This window comes from Brevibacillus parabrevis, from assembly GCF_022701015.1.
In the GTDB taxonomy this organism is placed as follows: Bacteria; Bacillota; Bacilli; order Brevibacillales; family Brevibacillaceae; genus Brevibacillus; species Brevibacillus parabrevis.
The window spans coordinates 4,178,035-4,197,052 of the sequence record NZ_CP064090.1 but is presented as its reverse complement, the minus strand read 5'-3'; the positions used below and the strand labels follow the sequence as shown (position 1 = coordinate 4,197,052).

The window sequence follows — 19,018 nt, the reverse complement described above, 5'->3', positions numbered from 1 at the left end:
TCAAAGTGTGGTTATCCCGAATGGTTCTCCGTTTTTTGCGCGGCAGCCGGAGCGGTTGCGCCTCTTTTTTGGAACATTTTCTCCAGAGGAACCACTTTGCACAGCAAATTGTGGATATGCTTGGACTCTTTGGTCAATATGGGGCCAAGAATCGCCAGAATGAGTACGTAAAGCGCCGTAAATGGCTGCAAAATTTCCAACAGTCCGCCTGCCTTGCCCATGTTCGCAATGAGAATGGAAAATTCCCCGCGTGCGGTAATCGTCAAACCGATATTCGAGGAGGCGCGTGCCGACAAGCCTGCGCTGCGGCCAGCCAAAAGCCCTGCCGTGTAGTTCCCGATCAGGGTAATGGCGACGGCTGCCAAGGAAAGCCAGACCGCTCCGCCAAGCTGAAGCGGATCAATGGATAAGCCGAAGCTGAAAAAGAACATGGCGCCAAAAAAGTCGCGGAAGGGGAGAATCATATGCTCAATTCTCTTCATATGGACCGTTTCTGCAAGGACCAGACCGACGAGCAAGGCTCCAATCGCCTCGGCTACGTGGATGGTTTCCGAGAAGCCGGCTACGAGGAACAGACCTGCAAAGACCGTCAACATGAAAAGTTCATTCGATTTGATATTGAGCCCGCGATTGAGTAACGGAACCAGCTTGCGCCCGACAATGATGAACAGAAGCATATAGCCGAGTGCAATCAGCGCAGAGGTGAGCACGCCAACGACAGAAGTTGCACCGCTGAGCACGAGACCGGACATGATCGACAAGTAAACAGCGAGGAACAAGTCGTCAAACATGATCATTCCGAGAATCATTTCCGTCTCCGGATTGGCGGTCCGTTTGAGATCGACCAGCACTTTTGCCACGATGGCGGTAGAGGAGATGGTCGTAATACCGGCAATGATGAGAATTTCTTTGAACGGAACCCCGGCAAAGTAGCCGAAGAGCAGACCAAGCGTAAAGTTGATGCCTATATAGATAGTGCCGCCGATCGCAATAGAGCGTCCTGCCTTGATCAGACGGCCAACCGAAAATTCAAGCCCGACGTAAAACAAGAGGAACAAAACACCCATCCGACCCATGAAGTCAATGAGCGGTTCGCTTTCAATAAATCGAAAATCGATCAAGCCGATCGAGGCGGCGTGCGGCCCTACGGCCATGCCGATGAGGATGTAGAACGGTACGATGGAAAAGCGGAGTTTTTGCGAGATAAACCCGGCAATTGCAATTAAACCGATAGCCAGACCAATTTCAAAGACGATGTGTTCCAAATCAAGCCCCCCCTGTTATGAGTGTAGATTTTAACACTTTCACCTGCCCTCTCTCGCCAGCCACAACTAACGTAACGCCTGCCGTCAGGACGCATTCCGGTCCCGGACTCACTTTTTGCTTTTGGTTTTTCTCGATAATGGCGATGATCGTAGCCCCTGTTCGCTGGCGAATGTCCAGTTCCCCGATGGATTTTCCGATGCACGCAGCCCCGGGCTCGATTTTGTACCATTCAATCACGAGCTGATCGAGAGCCATCTCAATCGTTTCCAGCGCTTTTGGCTTGTAGGTCATCCCGCCAATAATTCCGGCCAGCTGGCGCGATTCCTGATCATCCAGAGTGACCATGGAGATGCTTTCATCCCAGTCGTCTTTGTCAAAATGGTAAATCTCCCTTTGTCCGTCGTCGTGGAGGATAATAATCAGCTTGTCGCCGTTTCTTGTCTCCACCTGGTATTTGCGCCCGATTCCCGGCAAATCCGATTCCCTGATATTCAACATTGTGTACGCCTCCTAAAAGTGGAATCCACTAATTTCGACAAACAAATAATTGTTTGCTAATATAATCATATACTTAAATGATGCGAAAAGTCTACATTTCGAAACAGTTTGCAAAAAATATGACACATTTCATTTGAGGTCTGATTCAGGCGGGCAAACTTTTGCTTCCTTCGGTTCGCTTTCCATTTGAACTGGAAGGAAATCGTCTCTATACTTGAAGAAAAAGCTTCGGATGAGATAAAAGAGGGGTAGCATGCAAAACTGGCTGACGCATTTTATTGAACAATACAGCTATCTGGGCATTTTCCTGATGATGGCGCTGGAAAACGTGTTTCCGCCGATCCCGTCAGAAGTCATTTTGACGTTCGGCGGCTTTATGACGACGCGCACGACCTTGACGGTGCCTGGTGTCATTTTGGCGGCGACATTGGGCTCGGTGCTGGGGGCGGTCCTGCTGTACGCAATTGGCCGCTATCTGGATGTGAGCAAAATCGAAAAGGTCGTGGAGCGGTACGGGCACTTGCTGCGGATCAAAAAGACAGATATCCAGAAGGCGGACGCCTGGTTTGACAAATACGGCTACTGGACGATCCTGTTCTGCCGGATGATTCCGCTCGTGCGCAGTCTCATTTCCATCCCGGCTGGCATGACCGGGATGGGCTTGCCGTTGTTTTTGCTGTTTACGACGATCGGGACGTTGCTGTGGAATATTGCCCTGGTGCTGGTGGGGGCATTGCTTGGCGAGTCGTGGGAGCAGGTTTTGCACGTGATGGATGTGTATTCGAAGTTTGTGTACATAGGGATTGGTGTAGTAGGGGTGGGTTTTTTGGTGGTGTTTGTGCGGAAGCGTCGGAGTGGCGGGTGAGTGGTTGGGTTTGGGGAGTTGTTTGGTTGTTGGTTAAGAGCCATCTTTCTTGCTGCTGCGGGAGGGGTGGTTTCTTTGTGTCAGCCGGGAGGGGAGTAGAAAATGAATGAGGGTATTGAACAACAAAGGGTTGATGGTTCTACAAGTGCTTGCTGCCTCTCGATATAGTGCGGGAGAAAGGCGGTTTCCTTCGATGGGTTTGGCGGGGCAGTGAAAGTCTTTGATCGATATTTTGTCGGTAAGCGGTGTAGTGAGTACGACGGGAACAAGAAAAGGAGAATTGTGATCAATAGCAGTACACCTCAGGACAATATCTTGCTTCTTACAAGAAATGTGTTTGAACCAATGCCAACTGAGGTAGTTAATATATGGTAAGACTACCAATGCAATTTAATGAAGGGAATTAAGATTAGGGAAAGTTGTCAGACTCTATTATCTTACTTTTAAATCGTAGGCTTGGAGGAAAAAATGAAAAACTTCGCAGAGGAAATGGCTTATTGGTACTTCAGATTGAATGGTTTTTTCCTGTTAGACAATTTTGTATTGCATAATGACGGACTTGACTCAACTCATAGTGCCGATATTGATATTTTGGCTATTCGGCAAAAATATACATATGAATTAATTGGGGGGAGGGAGACAGACAAGCATGAGCTACTCTTCCGTAATTTTGATAACAATAAAAATATAGGCATCATATGTGAAGTCAAGGCAGGTAAATCAACACCTAATGACATTCGCTTAAGAAGAATGGATAGACTGAGGTATGGGCTAGAGAGAATAGGCTTCTTCTCACAGTCTAGGGTTGATGATCTAGTGGTGAAATTATCTTCAGAGCCGGTAGCATCCGGCCAATATCATCAGGTTGGAAAAGTATTAATTACCGATGATGGACGAGATGTACCAGGTTTTATTTGCATTAGTCTTGAAGAAATTCACAGATTTTTAAAAAGACATCTAAAAAGATACATAAATCCTAAAAGTAGAAGTAAGCACTTCTTTCCGTCACCAGTGATTCAACAAATTATATGGGAGATTGAACAAGATACGAAGAAAAAGCGGCTTTTAAGAGAGAAACAAAGGGCCTATCAAGAGGAATGAAGGTTCGTGAGTTGAAAGATTGATGAGAATGCTAGATGGAGAGTTATGTCAGTGGAGAACAGCTATTTGTCTGAACTTTCACGAAGGGGGGGAAGTAAAGTACTTTTATGAATACAGTCATTAACTTATTCATCAAATAAAAGTGTCGGGAGGGAAAATAATGGAAGAATTGGTAATGAAACTGTTGTCAATCTTACAGGTACCGTCAATAATAGTAGCCGTTTTAGCAGTTGTGATTAGGGTAATAACATTTTCACCAGTAACGTTTATAACTGCTCAAGAAATCGAAAAGAAAATTTATACCAAAGAACAGAGGCTTCTCCATCAAATAGTTCATTTCTTATTTCGCATGATTATTGTTACTATTTTCATGCTTCAAATTGGAGACTATTTTGTAGATAAAAAGCACTTGTATAATAATTGGATTGCTTTGGCTGCTTTAATTTATGTTATTTTATTTTTCTATCTAATATTTTGCATGGCTGCAAGTCGAAAAAAGGTTACAGATGAAGTTAGTGCTAGGAAACGAGTGTTTTTCTTGTTAGCGACTGGAATATATTTCATATTCTCCATTGTTATAGTGCCTTATTCTATAGCACCAATAGTAGGGGAAGTATACCATACAAAGTCGTTCGATCTATTAATTTTTTTAGCTATGATTTTATTCATATTTTCACCTTTAATCCTACTTTTACTAACTCCTTTAAACAAGGTATTTGCTTTTAAAACTGAAAAGGTAGTATCAATCGAGATTAACAAGGAAGGGCAGAAAGAAAAATGGTACTTACTTCATCCAGTAAAAACTGATAGCTATCTTTTGGGTGACAATTATACACCTGAGCTTTGCAAAAGAAACCGGATAATTACAAAAGAACAGTTAATCGAGAAAGAATTTTTAATTGAGGATTTAGATGATTTGAAAAAAGACTCTTCAACAGTCGAAAATACTGCAACTGAAGCTGAAACTGCTACCTCTTGATTTTTGATCAAGAGGCTTTTACTATTTTGAGCCTACTAGATCGAACCCGATTTTATCGTGACATAAGCCGCTTCGGAACCAATTTTTTGCAAGACGCATGCTACCTAGTACCTCCAGAAAGTCCACTCGGCAAAAATCCGCCAAAACCAGCAGGAACAAACCCGCCCAAGAAGAAATAAAACATAGTGCTATCAGAATTTAAACACAACTTATGAAAGCGTATACATCACATCCATTCCCTCTCCACCCAAAAAAGGAGGCCATCACAGATGAATCCCCACCAACACGAAAGCAACGAACAAGACAAGACCTCGCTGGAAAAGGAAATCCATACCGATTTTCAAAAAGAAATGACGTACGGCGACTATTTGCATCTGGACAAGATTTTGGCGAGTCAGGAGCGGCTCTCCACTCATCATGACGAGATGCTGTTCATCATTATTCACCAGGTAAGCGAGCTGTGGATGAAGCAAATTTTGCATGAATTGGGCGCTGCCATGGACTGTATTTCGAAGCACGAGCTGGAGCCTGCCTTCAAGATGTTTTCCCGGGTGTCGCGGATTCAGCAGCAGCTGATTAAATCGTGGGACGTGCTCTCGACGCTCACGCCTGCGGATTACTTGCAGTTCCGCGACAAGTTGGGGCATTCGTCCGGTTTTCAATCGTTTCAAAACAGGCTGATCGAATTTACGCTTGGCTACAAGAACGGCCATGTGCTGGCTGTGTACGAGCATCAGCCTGAGCTTCATGCCAAGCTGGACGCGGTTTTGCATGCTCCCAGCATTTACGATGCGGCGATCAAGGAGATGGCGGCGCGGGGCTTGCCGATTGACGCCGAGTGCCTGGAACGCGACTGGTCGCAGCCGTACCAGCCGAATCATAGTGTCGAGCAGGCATGGCTGACCGTGTACCGCAATGTGAATCAATATTGGGATTTGTACGAGCTGGCGGAAAAGCTTGTCGATATCGCCAGCCAGCAGCAGCAGTGGCGCTTCAATCATATGACGACCGTGGAGCGGATTATTGGACAAAAGCAGGGAACGGGCGGTTCTTCCGGCGTCGGCTATTTGCGCAGAGCGCTGGACCATCGTTTCTTCCCTGAGCTGTGGAGCTTGCGCACGCAGCTGTAGGACCAACCAGGAGAGAACTGTAAAAGGCTACACCATACAGGCGTGCGGACAGATGTGTTCGGTCACGCTTGTTTCTATTGAAACGGCTCTTTTCAATATCATCGATACCTTCCCGGACGACGAACAGGTAGAAAGCAGGCGCACCATGCTACAGCATCTGGACTCCACCCAGCTTGCGTTGCAGCAAAAGATCATGTTTGGCGGCCAGGATGGCATTCCGCAAGTGTTCGGCTACAGCGAAGGCTACAGGCTGGTGCAGACGTTTTTGCATGATCATCCCGACTTGACAGTAGAGCAATGGACCGCGACCTCACCGGAAGAGCTGCTCCGCGAAGTGCAAACATCCCACCCCGAATTACCGCGCAACAGGACTCCAAGCGCAAATTTTCACATATTCTTCCTAATATTGGGCACAAATACCCTTCATTTACCAAGATCATTTTGCTTATTATTTTTTAGATGAGCCATTTTGTGGACTGTAAGCAGTCGCAGTCCCATTTTCAGAAGAACGTCGAGAAATGATTGCACGACAAAAAGCGGAAACGGAGTGGGCATTTGGATGGAAACGATGAAGCCGCCTATGGAAGTCTTGTACGCAGCGCAGCTTAATGCGTTGCGGGCCAACGATACGGGAGCAAAGCCGCCAAACTGGCAGATGTCGCCACGAGCGGTCCGCGACTTTATCTTGGGTGCTGACAAACCGCTTCCCTACGAGGGAGAGGCAATCGAGATCACGAAGAAGTTTTACGGCGACGATGCCCTGATCGAAAGAGCGATTGTGACACTTGCAGGAAACCGCGGCCTGATGCTGGTCGGCGAACCGGGAACAGCCAAGACCATGCTGAGCGAACTGCTGTCTGCTGCCATTAGCGGCACGAGCACCAACACGATTCAAGGTACGGCAGGCACAACCGAAGACATGATCAAATACTCGTGGAACTACGCCATGCTGCTGGACAAAGGTCCTTCTTTGCAAGCTTTGGTTCCATCGCCTTTGTACACGGGGATGAACAAAGGCATTATTACCCGGTTTGAGGAAATCACTCGCTGCCCTTTTGAAGTGCAAGACGTGTTGATCAGTATTTTGAGCGACAAAGTCATGAACATTCCCGAGCTTGCGGACGGCATTTTGTTTGCCAAGCCCGGATTCAATATTATTGCTACCGCCAACCTGAGAGACAAGGGCGTCAACGAGATGAGCAGCGCCCTCAAGCGTCGGTTCAACTTCGAGACGATTGCGCCGATCAATCACGTGAAAATGGAAGCGCAAATTATCGAATCGCAGGCGAAAATGATCTTGCAGCGCAGCGGCGTGGATATCGAGATCGACCGCGATGTTGTGGAAATTTTGGCGACGACTTTCATGGAACTGCGCACAGGGCAGACGAAGGAAGGCTACAAAATCGACTCGCCACAATCGGTGATGAGCACGGCTGAAGCTGTATCGGTGTACGTGCAAAGCGCGATGACCGCTCATTACTACGAAGGCAAGCCGATGACGATGGAGCGACTCGTGCAAAATTTGCAGGGAGCTGTCGTCAAGGAGAACCAGAAGGATGCTGGCGTGCTGAAAACGTACTTCACGAAGGTGGTCAAAGAACGGGCAAAGGAAGAGGGCCTATGGGGAGCGTACTACAACGAGAAGAAATGGATCAAATAAACAGGCTGGTCGAGCAGGAAGTATACGATCTGGCGAAGCAGGTCGTCTATTTTCCGATCAGGCACCACAGTCCTGCTTGCGCCTTTCATCTGCAAAAGACGATTGCGGAATACGAGCCGCAGATCATCTTGATCGAAGGGCCGGACAACAGCAACCATCTCATCCCGATATTGACGGCTGAGCAGACGAAGCCGCCCGTAAGCATCTACTACGCCTACGCTTCGGGCGAGAAAAAATACGTCTGCTATTTCCCGTTTCTCACCTATTCGCCGGAGTATGTGGCCCTCGTCGAGGCAAAGCGCAGAGAGATTCCCGCCGCTTTCATCGATCTTGGCTACGGCAGTCGGCTGGAGAGCATGGAAGACGGACACGATCTGAAAAAGCAGAACCAGAAGCTCTCCTACCACGATGAGCGGATGCTGGCCGGGTCGCAGTTTATTGCCCGGCTGTGCGAAACGATGAGATGCCGCAACTTCGACGAACTGTGGGAGCGGGTTTTCGAGGTCGAAGGCATTCGCAAGCCGACGCGAGAGTTTGTCAAAGACGTGTTCGCCTACTGCTATTTGTCGCGAAAATGTTACGACGACGCCACGCTCGAAGCAGAGGGAGACTTGATCCGCGAAGCGCATATGCGCCAAAAAATTGCAGAAGCCAAAGAGAAATATCAAAAAATTCTCGTGGTGACGGGCGGGTTTCATACATACGGGCTTTTGGAGAGCCGAAAGACGGCTTACAAGATTCAAAAAGTCAAAGACGAAAAAATATATCCGATGGTGTACACCTACCAGGAAGCCGACCAGCTGAATGGCTACGCCAGCGGCATGCCGTACGTCCACTATTACGAGACGGTATGGAATGCCATGGGGAAAAAGGAGCAGACGCCTTTTTCAAAAAGCGCGCTGTCGTACTTGGCGCAACTCGTGAAGCGGCTGCGCGAAAAGGGCGAGATCGTCTCGACGGCAGATGCGATTGAGGCGTACAGCCTGATCAGCGGACTTGCCGTGATGCGCGAAAAGTCGGAGGGCGGGGCGTATGAGCTGCAAGACTCCGTGCTGTCTGCCTTTACAAAAGGCGAGCGTTCCATCGCCACCGCGAAGCCGATCGAGACACTGCGCGAGCTGATGACAGGCGAAGGCATCGGCGAAGTGGCGCCCAACGACCTCGACGTCCCGATTGTCCGCGATTTTAAGGAAACGTGCAAAGCGTTCAAACTGACGATTACGACAACGGGGCGCAACCAAAAAGTGTTGGAACTGTACGCCAAGCGATCGCACAGGGAAGCGAGCCGTTTTTTGCACTGTGTCCACTTTTTGGGCACAGAGTTTTGCACGAAGGAAGCCGGGCCGGACTGGCTGAACGACAAGTACGTCAATCTCGTGCGCGAGACGTGGCGCTACAGCTATTCTTCCTACGTGGAAGCGCGGTTGATCGAGGCTTCTGTCTACGGCGGAACCGTGAAAGAAGCGGCGGCGCAAAAGCTGGAAGAAATGATGAAGGAACTGCCGCAGCACCAAAGCCACATGCTGGCGAAATGGCTGCTCATGGCGGTTGTCATGGGACTGGAGAAGCTTGGCGAGCGGTTGTTTGCAGCTGTCGTGTCGGCAGTCAGGGAAGACGGACACTTTTTGTCCTTGTGCAAAACGTTGAAAACACTGTCGATTTTGCACGAGCAAAGGCGCTTGTTCGGATTGACAGACACGGCACGGCTGGAGTCACTTGTCGATGAGGTGTACTACCAGGCTGTGGCGAAAATTTCCGAACTGAGCAGCCCCAACCCTGACGAATGCCCGGAAATCGCCGAGCAGTTCAAATTTTTGTACATGATCAGCGAGCAAAAACAGGCGGAAGCTTCCCGGGACATTTTTCTCGACCAGCTGCAGACGCTGCTTGCGGTTCCGACGTTGCCAGCGATGCTGGAAGGGGCCGCCGCCGCGATTTTGTGCAATCTTGGTGCCTTGGAGCGCGGGGAGATCAGCGTCAGGGCACGGGCTTACATGTTCGGCACGCCGGAAAAGATGCAGCACACCGCCGCCTACTTGCACGGTGTTTTCCTCGTCGGCCGGGATTATTTGTTTGACGATGACAGCATCCTTTCCGATTTGAACCAGATGATTATCAGGCTCGACTACGACAGTTTTTTGCAGCTTGTGCCGCAGCTTCGGCTGGCTTTTGCGTTTTTCGGACCAATGGAAATCAGCATGCTGGCGGAAAAAGTCGGTGCATTGTTCCAGACGACAGCCGAAGAAATGACGGCTCCAGCCGTTGCCGAGCCAGTTTTGCAGCGGGCGCGGTTGCTTGACGACAGGATCAGGGGGGAGTTTGCCAGATGGAACCTCATTTGAAGCGGGAAGCCATGAACCGCTGGCGGCTTCTGTTAGGCGCGCAGGCAGAAGATACGCTGGAAGAGTGCGGTGACTACAGCCGCTCCGATTTTGCCTACCGCGAGCTGGATTCGATCCTCGATTTCCTGTACGGCCGGGAGCACGGCGAAGAGCAAGGCTACCGCAAAGAAGGCGGCCGGGAAGGCTCCACGCTGACGGTGCCGACCTGGCTGCAAAAAATCCGCAAGCTGTTCCCGAAAGAAACGGTGGAAATTTTGGAAAAGCAGGCGCTGGAGCGCTACAACATGACCGAGCTGCTTACAGACAAAAAAGTGCTGGAAAGCCTTGAGCCAAACATGACCCTGCTGAAAAACATCCTCCAGTTCAAGGGCAGGATGAAGGGCGAGGTCGTCAGAAGCGCCAAGGAAATCGTTCGCAAAGTCGTCGAGGAGCTGCGCCGCCAACTGGAAGCGGAAATCCAGACGAGCATCGTGGGCAAGCGCAACCGTTTCCGGCGCGGCTACACGAAAACGATGCGCAATCTGGACGTCCACAAAACGATTCGCAAAAACTTGAAAAACTACGACCGGGCCAACAAGCGCTTTGTGATCGACGAGCTGTATTTTCATAGCAACATCCAGCACCACAACAAATGGAACATCGTGATCGTCGTCGACGAGAGCGGCAGCATGATGGACTCGGTCATTTACAGCGCCGTGATGGCGAGCATTTTTTACAAGCTGGCGGCGCTGAAAACGAACCTGGTCATTTTCGACACCAAGGTCGTCGATTTGAGTGACAGGCTGGATGACCCGGTCGATGTGCTGATGAGCGTGCAACTGGGCGGGGGGACCCACATTGCGCAGGCGCTCCGCTACGGCAAGTCGCTTTTGGAGAATCCGTCCAAGACGATCTTCATTTTGGTCAGCGACCTGGAGGAAGGGTATCCGATCAAAGAGATGTACCGCCAAAGCAAAGAGATCATCGACTCAGGTTGCAAGTTTCTCGTGCTGACCGCGCTTGATTTCAACGGAAACGCTACATACAACAAGCATGCTGCCCGCGTGCTTGCGGACATGGGCGCGCACGTCGCTGCGCTAACGCCTGACCAGCTATCGCAATGGATTGGCAAGATCATCAAATAAACGGGGAAGACAAGGGAGGAAGCCAGATGGTACTGAAAAAACTCGACGCCCATCCGATCATTGGGACATTTTTGGAGCGCTACAAATCAGACAGCCCGCAGAACGCCCATTTGATCGACAGCATCTCGGACTACTTGACGCAAGAGACAAACGAATGCCCGCCGATTGTCGAAGATCAGCGCTATTACGGATATGCGCTCATGCCGCAGTTGGACAAACTGAAAAAGCGCGGAGACGAGACCGCTTTTTATCGTGCCGCGGAAGTATTGTACAAGACCAGCCACCGCTTTTACGAAAAGCAAAACGTCATGGAGCGCTGCTTCCTGGATGCGATTGAGTTGCGCGACGTCGACGTGGATGCAAGCCGCCTGCAAGAGCTTCTGGCTGTCGAGCAAAAATCGTATGACGCGATGAAAAAGACTGTGGAGCAGTTCGGTATGCCGTTGTTCCGCGAGTTTTTGCGCAAAACGGTGGAAGACTACCGGGCAAGCATCAGCCGGGACTACACTTCTGTCTTTGCGCGCTCCAAGCACATCCTTTTGCTCGCCTACGCCTACGCCATCTCGCCAAACCTGCTGGAATCATTGGGAGAGAAGCTTGAGCCTGTTTACTACCACCTGGTGACGGGCGATACCCGTGCATACGTCGCGGAAATATGGCAAATGGCCAAAAAAGTTGCCGTGCTGCCAGTCAACAGCAACACGTTGACCAGCGAGTCGCTCTATCCGGCGTACTGCAAGGAGAAAAAAGCGCAGGTGCGCGAGACGCACTTCCCGGATGAATCTTCATCGGAAAGCTCTTTGCTCAATCAGAGGCATTTGAAGCGCTACTTCGAAATCATGCTCAGCCTGGCGTATTACAGGATGCATGTCAAGGGCGGAATGACAGCGTTTCTCGCGGAGCCTGAAGAGAGCGATCGCGAGCTGCTCGCGGCTTTGCAAGTGATGTTCGAGCTGTACCCGCTCGACATTTTGGATCACGACGTCCGCCTGCGCGAGCTCGTGAAGATGGAGGAGCCATACGACTTGCTTTTAGCCATGCGAAGCCACTTGCTCCAGCCGCCTACCAATTGGGAGCAGCTGGAAAAGGTCGTGCTGGCTGACCTCGGAAAATCCAGACGCGCCCTGGACATCGCTGCGATTCCGATTGTGAAAGGGTATTTGTACAAAAAGCTGACCGATCAGGGAGTCGACCTGTCCGCTGCGGACACGACGCTGGAAGCGATTGCGCTGGATGCGCTGCGCCGGATGAAAGGAACGCAAAAGCTGGCCAATTATTTGGAGGGCAAAGACACGCTGGAAGAAGCGCTGGCAAACGTCCATCTGGAAGATTTCGACCGCGTCAGACAGCAAATGATTTTGCTCAGCTTCTTGCCAGTGGAGCATCCTTTTGTAGCTCGACTCACGGCGGCGATGAGCAAATTCGTCGGCAAGTCGGGGCGCATGGTTGGACATATGTGCTACGTCCATGCTTTCCAGAACGACTTGATCAAGCTCGTAGGCATGTACGAACAAGATCCTGAGACAGATATCAAACAGCTTGTTCACCAAATTTTGGCGATCAAAAATTCTCTCTACTACCACGTAGAAGTCAAAGCAGAGCACTATCAGTCGCTCGTTCGCGCCTATCCGCAAATATGCCTCGACGCATTCGACAAGTTTGATACAGAAGTTCGCCTGTTTGTGCTGGAAACGCTTCTGGACGCCAACCAGCCTGTGTCGCGCGAGGTGCGCAACCAGGCCATTCGCCTCGGTCTGTCCGATTCGTCGAAAAAAGTGACGGGACTCGCCAATGCGGCCTTGTTGCACGCGAAGGACGAGGAACTGTGCGTAGAAGTGTACACCACGGAAAAGAAAGCGAAAGTCAAGGAATGGGCGCTTGATGCGATTCGCACCTTGGATAACCGCAAAGACATTTTTGCGGACCTGTTGCAAAAGGAGAAAAACAGCAAGTTCAAGGCGCTGCTCGAAAACTTGATCGAGGCAGACGGCCAAGGGCCAGATGCCAGCATCGCCAATTTGGGCAATCTGATCGACAAACGCAAGCTCGCCCGGATCAAATGGCTGCCGATCGAATTGCTTCCGCAACTGCGCGACGAGCAAGGCAACGAGCTGGGCAAAGAACTGATCGAGTACATTTTGACGCAATCGCTGGAATCGCCAACGGCCCCATCTCCGCATGTGTTGCTGCTGAAAGCTCAGTTCACCGCCGCGTCGGCCGCCGATTTTGTTGCCGAAGTGCTTCGTTCGTGGCTCGACCAGGGAGCGGTGGCAAAAGAAAAATGGGTCATGCCGCTCGCGATTGCGCTCGGTGACAGACGGACGGTCGATACGATCAGCCAGATGATCAAGGAATGGACGGACTACTCCCGCGGAGCGCTCGCCGCAGAAGGAGTGCGGGCGTTGTCCTTCTCGGAAGATTTGGCAGCGCTGCGGCAGATCGATTCGATCAAACGGACGATCAAAAACAAGCAAGTCCGCTCTGCGGCAGAGGAAGCGCTGGGCATGGCGGCGGCCAACCTGAAAATTTCAGCGGAAGAACTGGAAGATCGGCTGGTTACCCAGCTTGGCTTCGATGCGTCCGGCAAGCAAGTTTTCTCTTATGGCGAACGCACGTTTACGGTAAAAGTCAGCAACGAGCTGGAGCTGGAAGTGACCAACGACAGCACGGGCAAGGCGGTCAAAAATTTGCCTGCTCCGACGCAAAAAGACGATCAGCAGCTGGCGGAAGAGGCACGAGCGACTTTTGCCCAGTTGAAAAAAGACCTGAAAAGCATGGTCAAGCTGCAGGCGCTGCGACTGGAAGAATCGTTGTCCAAGTCGCGCTACTGGACGACAGAAGCGTGGAACCGCCTGTTTGTGGAAAATGTGCTGATGCAAAAATTCGCGATTGGCCTGATCTGGGGCGTTTACGAGGACGGTTCGCTCGCGGCCACTTTCCGCTATATGGACGACGGAACGTTCAACACCGTTGACGAGGACGAATACGAGTTGCCAGAACAAGCGCAAATCGGCCTGGTGCATCCGCTGGAGCTGGACGAAGAGACGCTGGCAGGCTGGCGCACTCAGCTGGAAGATTACGAAATTTCCCAGCCGTTTGACCAATTGAACCGCGAACTGTTCCTGCCGACAGAAGAGGAGCTGAAAGCGGACGAAGTGCTGCGGCTCCCGGACGGCGCCTACACGCCAACCGCTTTTGCCAAAACGATGGAGAAATACGGCTGGATCAAAGGCACTCCGCAGGATGCGGGCTTCTACTACGAGTTTTACAAGCTGTACGGCAATGTCGTGGCCGAGCTGAAAATCAGCGGGGCGAGCATTTCGTACTACGACGGCATGGATGACGTCACTTTGGAGAGCCTCGCTTTTTACCCGAATGACGACAGCCAGTACAAGTACATGTACTTCAAGCCGATCGACCGCTTGAAGCTGGCGACGCTTCCGGCGCGGATTTTCAGTGAAACGCTCTACGATGTCGTGCGTGCTACCGGGAAGTAATCATGGCAGATTTCAAAAGCGATTTTCAGCGATGGATCGGACTGTGCAACGAGGAATATTTGATCAAGTACGCCAACAAGGGCCTTTACAATCGCGCATGCAAGGAAATCGAGAAGGGCGTTACGGTTTCGTATGAGTTCATGGATGATCATGTCAGGTGCGCGCTGTCGGATGACAGCGTGTGCCTGTTGTACGGAGACATCGAGCGTTTTTCCTGCTCGTGCCCGTCAGATAAAATATGCAAGCATGTCATCCTGGCGATCGTCGCTTACGCCACACAGCATCAGCCAGCAGCTGGCACGGGTGACGCGGGTGATGAGCCTGCCGTATTCAAGCCTGACTTTGGCTGGTTGTTGCAGCTTCATCCGTCCGATTTTTTGCAGGCTTTTACCGCGGCACAGATCGAGGAAGTGCTGTTCCGCTTAGAGTACGGCGAGGCGCTGGAAGTTGCGGAAACGTCCTTTTTGACCGTGACGCTGCAGCTTCAACAGGTCGAGGTTTCGTTCGACCAGGAAGCCGATCTGAGCCGGGCGATGTGCAGTTGCAAGGCAAAAGGCAACTGCATTCACAAGCTGGAATGCCTCTTGCGCTATCGTCTCGTCCATGGGATCGACGACCGGGAAGCGTTGCAGGCGGACATCGCGGATGTCAGCTATGACGCAGAGGTGGCGGCGGAGGCGAGAGCTTTGCTGGCCGAAGTGCTCGGAATCGGATTGGCGAAGCTGCCGGAGACGGTTTGTACGCGCTTCGAGCTTTTGGCGATTGCGGCCCATAACGGGAACTTGCCTGCCTTGGAAAAAGATTTGCGCGGGATCAAAGGGGAGCTTGGCCTGTTTTTCCAGCGCCACGTGAAGTTTTCGCAAGACGTGCTGTTAGACAGACTGGCCCGCGTCTACCTCGGGCTGGCTGCCCTGGAAAAAAGCGAGCGTCCAGAGCTGAAAAAACAGTTGCTGGGCAGCTTTAAAAGCAAATACCACACAGTGCCGCACCTGACGTTGTACGCGCTGGGGGCCAATCCATGGGAGACGCGCTCCGGCTACAAGGGTGTGACGTATTACTTTTTCTCGCTGGCAGACAAGCGCATTTACACGTATACCGAGGCCCGGCCTGTCTACTACGAGGGAACGAGTTTTACGTATGCGACGAGCTACAAAAGCAAGGCGCCATGGGGCGGACTGGTGACGATGGAGGAGCTGTCCCATTCCCAGGTGAGCCTGACGAGTGCGAAGACGAACCGGGAGCAGCGGCTGTCATCGAGCGATGAGACGAAGCTTGTCGTGTTGCCGAGGGAAAACATCGAGGAACTCGATCTGGGCGAGACGCTGTGCCGCGATTTGGCCGAGCGCATGGGCGAGGGAGCAGGCGTCTTGTTTGAGCAGGCGACAGAGCACGTCTTTTTGCTCCCAACGAAGTCCGTGCTGCAAGTGTTTTATGAAGCAGCCACGCAGCAGCTGATCATTACGGTCGAAGCGCATGACGGCGAGAGCATCCCGCTTGTCATTCCGTACCAGGGCGAGTTCGACAAAACGATTCGCTATCTGGAAAACAACAAGCGGCTGCTGGAGCTGCGGGACGTGTATTGGCTTGTTCAAGTCAGAGGGGATGAGCTGTACCCGATCAGCATGCTGCAAGGCAAATCATTGACGAGTTTGAAGCTTGATTTATAACGGCAGTGGAGTGTGAGGATTCGCACATGGAGGAGATTTTTGCTTTTCGCGAAAAACTGGAAGATTGGGTGGAGCGCATGCTGCTCAAAGGCATCCGCAAATTCGAGTCTGCTGACCTGGCAACGCTCGCCCGCCTCGAAGCGAGTGCGCGGGAATACGGGATGGACTTTCTTGCCGAGCTGATCGCACGTCTGGCCGAGGCGGGCGGCCACTATATGCGCGACGCAAAAGCGGGAGTTGAGTTGTTGACCGAACGATATTTGTATATGGTACAATACGTCAACATGATGAAAAAGCCTCTGTCACAAGCAGTGGCAGACTGAAGGGGCACGACCAGCCGCTCCCTTCCGTTACGGGGAAGGATAGATGACGATGAAATTCCATATACAGTTATCGGATATGCAAGAATATTTCCCGCAGTTTCTGGCGTCCATGCAGGCGACTTTGCTTGACCGTTCCTGGGAACAACAGGCGATCGCTCCCGCGCATATCGGCTCGGGCGGCATCACTCGGCTGCGGATTCGCCCTGGCATGGAGATCGTCATGACCGACTTGTTGCTGGAAGAAGACATGAAGTACACGATTCAGGAAAACTTCCAGCTGCTGGAGTTGAATTACAGCTTGAGCGGCCAGACGTATTGCGCCTGGAACGGCAAGGAAAAGCAGATCGCAAGCAAGGAAGGCAGCGTCGTCTTTTTGGCAGACGAGAAGGTGTACCTGGAACGAAAAGCAGGGATTCGCAACCAGCACGTGGAGATTCGCATGAGTCCCGAGCATTTTCTCAGCTATTCCGAACAAAGCGAGGATGGCTCGATTTTCGAAGCGTTTTTGAATCGGCATCAGGGCGGCGTAGAGCCTTATGACACGTCACCAGCGATTCAGAAATGCATCCACGATATGTTCTTTTGCACGTACCAGGGGCCGCTCAAACGGTTGTACATGGAGAGCAAGGCGATGGAAATCATCGCGCTGGTCAGCCAAAGTCCCGGCACGGCAAAAGCGCGCAGCAGCGTCAACTTGCGCAAGCAGGATGTGGAGATGCTGGCTCGCGTGCAGGCAACGATTGTGCAAAACTTGGAGAACCCGTACAGCATTCGCCAGCTGTCCCGCATGGCGGGGATGAATGAGAGCAAGCTCAAGCAAGGCTTTCGCGAGATGTACGGCATGAGCATTTTCGAACAGGTTCGGCAGGCGCGGATGGAAAAAGCGCTGGCGCTCATGGAGACGGAACAGCTCACCATCGGGCAGGCAGCCGCTGCTGTCGGGTACAGCAATGCGAGCAATTTTACGGCAGCTTTTCGCAAGCAATACGGCATGAACCCAAGTGAATACGTAAGACGGCAGTTCTCCTAAAAACAACCCGAGCGACGTTCGGGTTGTTTTTCTTCTTTTGCAGGCAGAAAAACAACCGCTACAGGTAGAGGCGCGACGGCTTCGCGGGTGATAATCACTATCAGATGGGCGGCAGCGTCAAGTTGTTGCAGCTTGCAAAGGAATGAGAGGAGAGAAGCAGATTGAAAAAACATTTTTGGATGATCTTCGCTACCGTCCTAGTCGCGATGACGTCGATCGCTACCTTCAATCCGATTTTGGGACTTTTGGCGCGAACGCTGGGCTTTAGCGAAATCCAGTCGGGCAGTCTGGTGACGATTACCGGATTGTTCTGGATCGTCGGCAGTTTTTTATGGGAGAAATGGTCGCGCACCAATCGCAAGCGCTTGATGGTCATTGCGATTCTCGGGTATACGCTGACCTTGGCGAGCTTTGCCTTACTCGCTGACTGGGCAAAAGCAACTCCCGGCAATGCCGTTGTCCTGTATTGGGAGTTGTTCGCGCTGCGCGCCGTTGGCGGCTTTTTCTTCGGGGCGATTCCGACGATGGCCCAAGGCTACTTGATGGAATGGACGACCGCGCAAAATCGCGCTTCCGGCATGGCGTTATTCGGAGGGGCGAGCGGGATGGGCTTTGTTCTCGGGCCAGCTCTCGGGGCGGCTTTGACGCCGATCGGGTTCACTTCCCCGATGTATGTATCGACCGCGTTGCTTGTCGCTGTCGCTATTTTGAGCGGGATCATTTTGCCGGATAGCAAGGGCGGTCAGGTGAAGAAAGCAGCGGTCAAGCTCTCGATGACCGATCCGCGCATTCGCTTGTACATCTTGATCGGCCTGTTGCTGTCCACCGTCATGATCATGCTGCAAGTAACGTGCGGGATTTACATGCAAGATCAGCTTCAATTAAGCGATAAGGCAGCGGCGCAATCGATCGGTGTCGGCCTGTCTGTTGCGGGTGTGATTGTCGTTGTCGTGCAGCTTTTGGTTGGGCGTTATCTCAGATGGCAGCCCGCCCGCCTGCTGAAAATCGGGTTGAGCTCGCTGTTTGTCGCCTTTACTTTGTTTATGCTCGCTCCGGCCTGGTACATCGTCGCTTTTCTTTTCCACGGAATCGGGATCGGATTTACATTGCCCGGCTATATTACGGCAGCGTCTCTGGCCGTTTCGGCGGAAGAACAGTCGGCTGTGGCTTCTTACACAGGGGCGGCGCAGGGTGTCGGCTCGTTTGTCGGCCCGCTGGCGGGGACGATGCTGTACAGCTGGCAGATGTCCATTCCGTATCTCGTTTGCTCGCTGTCGCTGGCGTGCGTTGCTTTGCTCGTGTTTGCCAAGCATCGCGGAGGTCAGCCAGCCAGCGTCTCCTAGGAACTGTTCATGAAGAGAGGTTCGATTGCGAATCTCTCTTTTTTTTGTGAGAAACGTGTCGCTGTTTTTCCAGAAAAGAAAAGGGGATAGAGCCGCTTGCCGTTCACGCAGCATTCATGGCCCTTTAGTGCGATGCGTGAATTGACAGTGAGAATGGTTATCGATAGAGTGTTGTAGAGAACAGTCCAGTCTG

Annotated in this window: 15 protein-coding genes; 13 read left to right on the top strand and 2 right to left on the bottom strand. The window is 51.7% G+C overall.

Features of this window, described 5'->3' with window-relative positions:
- Positions 1–11: 11 nt before the first annotated feature.
- Both IRJ17_RS19020 and IRJ17_RS19015 read right to left on the bottom strand, forming a co-directional pair.
- The gene (locus IRJ17_RS19020) at positions 12–1,265 is read right to left on the bottom strand and encodes a cation:proton antiporter (protein WP_242771545.1); all 1,254 of its coding nucleotides are present in this window, start codon (positions 1,263–1,265) and stop codon (positions 12–14) included.
- A gap of 1 nt (position 1,266) precedes the next feature.
- Positions 1,267–1,764: a cation:proton antiporter regulatory subunit gene (locus IRJ17_RS19015; protein ID WP_122963355.1), complete on the bottom strand. Its 498-nt coding sequence runs from the start codon at positions 1,762–1,764 to the stop codon at positions 1,267–1,269.
- 253 nt (positions 1,765–2,017) lie between these two features.
- On the opposite strand from IRJ17_RS19015, the gene IRJ17_RS19010 reads away from it, so the two are divergent.
- The 13 genes from IRJ17_RS19010 to IRJ17_RS18950 all read left to right on the top strand — a co-directional run bounded on the left by IRJ17_RS19010 (position 2,018) and on the right by IRJ17_RS18950 (position 18,825).
- Positions 2,018–2,629 (top strand): DedA family protein, encoded by a 612-nt coding sequence (locus IRJ17_RS19010; RefSeq protein WP_122963354.1) that lies wholly within the window; start codon positions 2,018–2,020, stop codon positions 2,627–2,629.
- Between the two features lie 468 nt (positions 2,630–3,097).
- Complete coding sequence (locus IRJ17_RS19005; RefSeq protein WP_242771543.1) at positions 3,098–3,730, top strand: hypothetical protein; 633 nt, start codon at positions 3,098–3,100, stop codon at positions 3,728–3,730.
- Positions 3,731–3,890: 160 nt separating this feature from the next.
- A complete protein-coding gene (locus IRJ17_RS19000) occupies positions 3,891–4,709 on the top strand; it encodes a hypothetical protein (protein WP_242771540.1) in 819 nt (272 codons plus the stop codon).
- Positions 4,710–4,978: 269 nt separating this feature from the next.
- Complete coding sequence (gene kynA, locus IRJ17_RS18995) at positions 4,979–5,839, top strand: tryptophan 2,3-dioxygenase (protein WP_122963353.1); 861 nt, start codon at positions 4,979–4,981, stop codon at positions 5,837–5,839.
- Positions 5,840–5,891: 52 nt separating this feature from the next.
- The gene (locus tag IRJ17_RS18990; protein WP_242771537.1) at positions 5,892–6,302 is read left to right on the top strand and encodes a DUF2268 domain-containing putative Zn-dependent protease; all 411 of its coding nucleotides are present in this window, start codon (positions 5,892–5,894) and stop codon (positions 6,300–6,302) included.
- 96 nt (positions 6,303–6,398) lie between these two features.
- Positions 6,399–7,499 (top strand): ATP-binding protein, encoded by a 1,101-nt coding sequence (locus IRJ17_RS18985; RefSeq protein WP_173595930.1) that lies wholly within the window; start codon positions 6,399–6,401, stop codon positions 7,497–7,499.
- Positions 7,460–9,841 (top strand): DUF5682 family protein, encoded by a 2,382-nt coding sequence (locus IRJ17_RS18980; protein ID WP_242771534.1) that lies wholly within the window; start codon positions 7,460–7,462, stop codon positions 9,839–9,841. The genes IRJ17_RS18985 and IRJ17_RS18980 overlap by 40 nt, the downstream gene beginning before the upstream one ends.
- The gene (locus IRJ17_RS18975) at positions 9,826–10,965 is read left to right on the top strand and encodes a VWA domain-containing protein (protein ID WP_242771531.1); all 1,140 of its coding nucleotides are present in this window, start codon (positions 9,826–9,828) and stop codon (positions 10,963–10,965) included. The genes IRJ17_RS18980 and IRJ17_RS18975 overlap by 16 nt, the downstream gene beginning before the upstream one ends.
- Before the next feature lie 26 nt (positions 10,966–10,991).
- Positions 10,992–14,462 (top strand): DUF4132 domain-containing protein, encoded by a 3,471-nt coding sequence (locus tag IRJ17_RS18970; protein WP_242771528.1) that lies wholly within the window; start codon positions 10,992–10,994, stop codon positions 14,460–14,462.
- A 2-nt stretch (positions 14,463–14,464) separates the two neighbouring features.
- Positions 14,465–16,129, top strand: a complete 1,665-nt coding sequence (locus tag IRJ17_RS18965) for an SWIM zinc finger family protein (protein WP_242771525.1) — start codon at positions 14,465–14,467, stop codon at positions 16,127–16,129.
- Between the two features lie 26 nt (positions 16,130–16,155).
- Positions 16,156–16,452, top strand: a complete 297-nt coding sequence (locus tag IRJ17_RS18960; protein ID WP_122963346.1) for a hypothetical protein — start codon at positions 16,156–16,158, stop codon at positions 16,450–16,452.
- A 49-nt stretch (positions 16,453–16,501) separates the two neighbouring features.
- A complete protein-coding gene (locus tag IRJ17_RS18955; protein WP_167470247.1) occupies positions 16,502–17,482 on the top strand; it encodes a helix-turn-helix transcriptional regulator in 981 nt (326 codons plus the stop codon).
- A gap of 161 nt (positions 17,483–17,643) precedes the next feature.
- Positions 17,644–18,825: an MFS transporter gene (locus tag IRJ17_RS18950; RefSeq protein WP_122963344.1), complete on the top strand. Its 1,182-nt coding sequence runs from the start codon at positions 17,644–17,646 to the stop codon at positions 18,823–18,825.
- The last annotated feature ends 193 nt before the right edge of the window (positions 18,826–19,018 follow it).